Raw genomic sequence first — 5,181 nt, 5'->3', positions numbered from 1 at the left:
TGTGAGCCAGAAAAGATCAGACATGGTCACCGCTCGTTTTTCGAACCGTGAATCATGCACCAACGCGGAAATCAATGGGTCCTGACCCTAAGCGAGAGAGTTGCATCCCGGCATGGATTTGATCCTTCGTTTGATGAAGCGAAGAGTCTGTCCAATGATGTTATTGAGATATGTTCGCCTCACCAGCTCGATCAGGATTGGGTGCCAAAGCTCTTGGGCATCTTGTTCATCGCCTTGATGCTAGCTGTGTTGGCCCCGATGTGTCGATGAAGATTATGCGTGGCAGCTCATTGACTTTGAGCGCGTGGGCAAGAACTTCGGCGGGGCGGCTTTGTTTCGACGCTTGATCACCCAGAATTCGAGCTTTCACCAAAAGGTGAATGCCAAAAGTCAACGTAGAAGATATTTGAATGGAGAGCCTCTCTCTGGCCCGCTATTTTCTTTAAGAAACAGAAACTTAGTGGTGCTATCTTCATACCAGAACACCCATCATGCCGATTTTATATCTTTAAATCATACTAATGGGTCACGTGGGAGAGGAGGGAGTCGAAAGCCTCCCACGTGACCATCAGTCCGATAGATTCAGTGAACACATACGAACCTTGACCGGATTTGAGTGAGCGGCCGTTTGGCCGGTGCGCGTCTCATGTAGCTCTGGTTCGGCATGGTCGACAAATTTGGTGTTTCATATTTTGAACCAACAACTGGTTTAGAACCATTTAACTTTGCGGTAGATGTGTTGTGCTTGAGTTTGTTTACGAGATCGTAGGGATGTATCGCAAACCTACGGATCGGTCATAACCATCCAAATACTGGGCATATCTATTCTGCGAACTCAGCAAACATCAGAATGCCGAACGGTTCCGTTGGACACGCGTATGGTCAGGTCCGATCAGCCTCGCATGACCGATGGGCTCTTGTTGCTCTAGTTCCGGTCTTTAGGATGCCCCAACCGGGTATCAACTTTTATTTTATGCACATCTTGAGTCGGTGTGATTAGTTTCTGAACAGAACGGGCTGCGAATTCTTCAAGGCTGGTTCCATTCAATCGTGCCCTTAAGGGCGTAGCCATCCCGAGCGTGACAACCCCGTGCATGAAACACCAGAGGGCCGCTGCGACCTCTATTTGTTGGGCTTTCGACAGGTTGGCATGTTTTGACCGCAGCGTTGCATCCAAGAGCTCGGATACTGGCTGTGCGAAAGGTTGAAGGGCTTCCTTGTGATCGCCAACCGTCGCCTCAGGTGAGAACATGAGTTGGTATAGCGCAGGATTTTCGTCAACAAAGGCCAAATACCCGACAATCAACTGATTTAAGTCAGGTTCGGATGTGTCTTTGGTGAGCGTGTCAAACAGACATTCAAAGCTACGTTGGCACAGACCCAGGATCAACGCCGAGCGATCTTCGAAATGGTGATAAGGCGCACCCGGGGAAACCCCTGCCTTACGAGCCAGCGCCCGCATCGAGATCATTTCGATTGGTTCGTTGGCGATCATCTCCTCGGCCGCGTCTAAAATGGCCGTTTTCAGGTCTCCGTGGTGATAGGTTTCCTTGCTCACTTACTACCTCCAAGTTGCTGGTCTTGACTCTTATTTGATCAATGATTAGTTGTAAAATGATCACTGATTAGATGAGGGTGAAATGACGCGTTCTATCTGTGCCATCACAGGAGCCACTGGAGGGATAGGGATTTCGCTGGCAAACAATGCCGCTGAGCAAGGTCATGACCTTGTACTTCATGGGCGTTCCCGGGATAAACTGGAAGTGTTGCGGGATGAGCTGTTAGAAAAGTTTGAAGATTGTTCCATCACCTTGGTGACTGGTGATCTTGATACCACCCGTGGCACGCAAGAGGTTGCTGAAGCTGTAGCCCGGGTTGCTCCGAAGCTAGACCTTCTGATCAACAATGCGGGTGTGTTGAAGGAGGGTGTAAACACCTCTCCTGACGGGTTGGACATACATATTCAGATCAACTTGATAGCGCCTTACATCATGATGAACATGCTTAGGCCCAATCTGTCCGCCGCGAAGGGAACCGTTATCAATGTCGCCTCTGGGGCAGTGCTTCGGGCCAAAGCCATATCTGCTGAAACCTTGGAACAGCCTGACACCTCGACAAAACTGTTTGGAGCTTATGCGCAATCCAAGTTAGCGATGGCAATCGCATCGCGCGAACTTGCCGTAACCTTCGCATCTGCTGGCATATTTGTCGTTGCAGTTGATCCCGGACCAACCAAGACGGACATGACTAGCGGCAACGGGATGCCTCGCGTGCTAAAACTAATCCGTCCATTCCTATACGCGTCAGTGGATCAAGGCGCCCGGAACATCTTTGCAGGTGCCGAAACAGCCGCACGGGTTCATCGCTCAGGCGCCTACATGACCAAAGGCGAGGAAAAGTACCTGCCTAGCTACGCCCAGACACCAGCCATCGCGAAGAAAATTATGGATTTCTGCGCTGTGCAAACCGGTATATCCGCTGATCAGCCCCAACTCTAATGCTTACGTTCATCACCAGAAAATGGAGGCGCCCATATACGTTCTCGTCTTCGTATTTGCCGGGCTTGGTAAGCTTGGATCGTCGCAGACCACACTCGTTTACATGAAGTCTTTCGCGCTGCCCGAAGCTCTGCTCGATCCGATCGTAATCTTTGAGTTCGGAGTTGGATTGTTGCTTGTTTTGGGCCTGTTCACGCGCCCAGTTGCATTCCTGCTAGCCAGGATTTCCATCGTGACGGTAGTGCGGTTCCTCGGAAGCGTCAGCAATCAGAGCCAACCTAACTTATTTCTCAAAACGTTGTCATTGCCAGCGGCTTGTTGATGTTGATTCAACACGAAACTCCGAGCCTTTCGGACGACCGACTTTTTGGCAAGCCGCTTCTTTCGTCTGTTGATGGAGCACCACATAGTGCCCACTGTAGATGGTCGGCATTTTCTAGCCTCCAATGGCATAGACTAGGATGGGTTCAACAGACGCATAAATTTAGTCAGATAAACAGTGAGATTTACCTAAATTGGGTGTTTCAATATCTCATACTCTCTTTCATTTGTAAGAAGTTCGTTCTGGGTACTACTTTGATATCAGCCAAGGGCGAGAGCTGTGCCTCTTTGTGATCAAAAGACACGTCAGCGAATACATCGGGCCCCTGCATCGGGGTGTAAGCCTACCCAACGCAAGTGCGGGTGTAACGAAATTTTCCAAAGTCAGCGCACCAAGGCTGACACAATTGTCAGTAAGTTGTATTAAGATTGACAAATATGTCAAGCAGCCATCTATTGGTTCGAAATGCGTGTCAGGGAGGAAACATTGATGAATGTGCTCGTAGTGGGCGCCGGTCCCGCAGGGCTGTTGTTTGCGATCCAGATGCGCCAGATGTTTCCGCGGACCAATGTTTGCGTCATTGAACGCAACCCGGAGGGCGCAACATATGGCTTCGGCGTGGCCATTCAGGATCGTGCATCGGCAAAGCTTCTGACTTACAACAAACCATTGTTCCAAAAGGTTTTGATGCATATGCACAGGTTTAAGGGGCAGGATATCACACTGGGTGACCAGTTGGTGAAGATCGATCGTGCCGACATTTCCGGTGCAGGGGCGATTGAGCGCATAGCCTTGCTGAAAATCCTGCGTGACCGTGCCAAAGTCGCGGGAGCCAATATCCAATACGAGACCGAGTTTGCCGCAGATCAAGACCTACAGGGATACGATCTTGTGGTCGCGGCGGACGGGGCAAACTCCGTTGTTCGTGATCAATTTGCCAAGGAATTTGGCACATGCAAATCCACTCTTGGAAATCGGTTTGCTTGGTATGGCACCAATGCCAACTTCGATGCACCTGGGCTTGTTTTCCGCAAGGTAGGTGATTGGGTTCTGGCGGCACATTTCTATCAGCACAGCGCTGAGGCATCTTCGTTCGTTGGAGAATGTGATGCCTTGTCCTGGGAGCGATACGGCTTCGGAGACCTGACCGACGTCGAACGGCGAGAGGTGTTCGAGGAGGTATTTGCGCCTGAACTTCAGGGCGAGAATCTGATCGAAAATCGATCAATCTGGCGCGCCTGGTCTACATGTACCAACGACCATTGGTGGTACAAAAAATTTGTGCTGATCGGTGATGCACGGCACGCCACACATCCTACAATTGGGTCCGGAACTCGCCTCGCATTCGATGATGCTCAAGCCCTTGTCGAGGCGCTCAATAATGATTGCAAACCACTGAGCGCGCGCCTTCAAGACTATGAAGCCACGCGCAGAAAGACCGCCGAAAAACTGATCTCTGCCATGGTATTAAGCTACGAGTGGTACGAGAGCATGCGCGAGCACATGAACCAGCATCCACTGGATTTTGTTCACAGTTACATGACACGCACTGGGCGCATTGACAATCAGATGCTTGGTTTTGCCCTTCCTGAATTCATGGGCCGTTACCTCGCCCATGTTCAAGAAAAGGCGTGAACTATACAAGGCAGACGAAAGGAGGCTGACCATGGTTGGCAAATTAACCGATTGTGGAAAGGGAGAGTCCTTGCACCTCAGACCGGACGAAACCTATTTCCCTGATCAAAATGATGAGGCGATGGGCGTAGTTCAAAAAAAGGTGTTAAGGCGAAATCTGCCGCCGATGTTGATGTGCAGCTCGCCCTACATGGCGTCGATCATTCAGCACGACCCACTTGGAAGCTCAAGGAAACAGTAGAGTTCTACCGTGACATCCTTGGTCTTCCAATGCCACATGCTATTGCCGTCCGGGGGTGGGGTCCGCCAGGTCATGAAGATTTCTTGCATTTCTTTTTTGATGTGGGTAACGGCACACTCATCGCGTTCTTCTACTATTTAGGGTCGGAGCAACCCGAATACTGCAAGCCAAGGATGCACCACTACTTCAACGCGACACACACCGCCTGGGCAGTGGACACCCATGAAGAACTCGAGCAATGGCGCGATACGCTTTTAGCGCGCAATGTGCTAGTCTCCTGCTTCACCAGACACGAGATCCTCGAGTCGATCTACTTCTTGGATCCGAACGGTTATCCAATTGAGGTGACGCGGCGCCTGCGTGATATTGCCCAACTTGATGCGGTAGATGCCGACCTAGGGTCAGGACTCATAGCCAGTATATGACGAGTGCTGCGAGTGCGATTGCGGACAAGAAGACCTTGGGGCACCTGTCGTAGCGGGTTG

Annotated in this window: 5 protein-coding genes and 1 pseudogene; 4 read left to right on the top strand and 2 right to left on the bottom strand. The window is 50.7% G+C overall.

What is annotated here, in order from left to right:
* Nucleotides 1-90: 90 nt before the first annotated feature.
* Together ACR0DH_RS20135 and ACR0DH_RS20130 are read right to left on the bottom strand one after the other, a co-directional pair.
* Nucleotides 91-363 (bottom strand): annotated as a pseudogene (locus ACR0DH_RS20135) (IS6 family transposase); the annotation flags it as partial.
* A 562-nt stretch (nucleotides 364-925) separates the two neighbouring features.
* A complete protein-coding gene (locus ACR0DH_RS20130) occupies nucleotides 926-1,558 on the bottom strand; it encodes a TetR/AcrR family transcriptional regulator (RefSeq protein ID WP_480551833.1) in 633 nt (210 codons plus the stop codon).
* Between the two features lie 82 nt (nucleotides 1,559-1,640).
* On the opposite strand from ACR0DH_RS20130, the gene ACR0DH_RS20125 reads away from it, so the two are divergent.
* From ACR0DH_RS20125 to ACR0DH_RS20110, 4 genes are all read left to right on the top strand, one after another.
* Nucleotides 1,641-2,498 (top strand): SDR family NAD(P)-dependent oxidoreductase, encoded by an 858-nt coding sequence (locus tag ACR0DH_RS20125; protein WP_480551835.1) that lies wholly within the window; start codon nucleotides 1,641-1,643, stop codon nucleotides 2,496-2,498.
* 22 nt (nucleotides 2,499-2,520) lie between these two features.
* Nucleotides 2,521-2,820: a DoxX family membrane protein gene (locus ACR0DH_RS20120; protein ID WP_480551837.1), complete on the top strand. Its 300-nt coding sequence runs from the start codon at nucleotides 2,521-2,523 to the stop codon at nucleotides 2,818-2,820.
* A gap of 489 nt (nucleotides 2,821-3,309) precedes the next feature.
* Nucleotides 3,310-4,455: an FAD-dependent monooxygenase gene (locus ACR0DH_RS20115; protein ID WP_480551838.1), complete on the top strand. Its 1,146-nt coding sequence runs from the start codon at nucleotides 3,310-3,312 to the stop codon at nucleotides 4,453-4,455.
* 174 nt (nucleotides 4,456-4,629) lie between these two features.
* Nucleotides 4,630-5,121: a VOC family protein gene (locus tag ACR0DH_RS20110; RefSeq protein WP_480551840.1), complete on the top strand. Its 492-nt coding sequence runs from the start codon at nucleotides 4,630-4,632 to the stop codon at nucleotides 5,119-5,121.
* Nucleotides 5,122-5,181: the final 60 nt, after the last annotated feature.

The organism is Ruegeria sp. I1 (genome assembly GCF_056532675.1).
This window is presented reverse-complemented; position numbering and strand designations above follow the sequence as displayed.

Bases quoted from the DNA above. Each gene is read 5' to 3' on its own strand.
- ACR0DH_RS20125 (WP_480551835.1), top strand. From the start codon at position 1,641: ATGACGCGTTCTATCTGTGCCATCACAGGAGCCACTGGAGGGATAGGG.
- ACR0DH_RS20120 (WP_480551837.1), top strand. From the start codon at position 2,521: ATGGAGGCGCCCATATACGTTCTCGTCTTCGTATTTGCCGGGCTTGGT.
- ACR0DH_RS20115 (WP_480551838.1), top strand. From the start codon at position 3,310: ATGAATGTGCTCGTAGTGGGCGCCGGTCCCGCAGGGCTGTTGTTTGCG.